At 64.4% G+C, this 247-nt stretch carries 1 protein-coding gene; it reads right to left on the reverse strand.

The genetic code is table 11. From position 1 onward, the window contains the following. Positions 1-247: adenylosuccinate synthetase (locus R0J87_RS23240; protein ID WP_498889327.1), on the reverse strand; the 247-nt coding region annotated here is incomplete at both ends.

A 247-nucleotide genomic window follows, 5' to 3' on the forward strand; every position in this document is an offset into this window, starting at 1 on the left:
GTACGGATAGGTGCCGTGGTCGATGTCCAGCAGCGCGCCCTGCGCGCCTTCGAACAGCACCCGCTTGCCCTGCTTGCGCATGTCGTGGAGGATTCCGGCCACGTCGGACTTCATCGGCTGGACGTACTCGCCGAAGGCCAGGGCCTCGTCGAAGGTCTTCTGGAAGTCGACCGCTTCCACGCCCAGGTACTGGGTCAGCACGAAGTTGTGGTAATCCAGCGCGGTGCGCAGCAGCTCTTCCAGCTGC

Source organism: Halomonas sp. SIMBA_159 (assembly GCF_046536035.1).
Taxonomy (GTDB): domain Bacteria; phylum Pseudomonadota; class Gammaproteobacteria; order Pseudomonadales; family Halomonadaceae; genus Vreelandella; species Vreelandella venusta_A.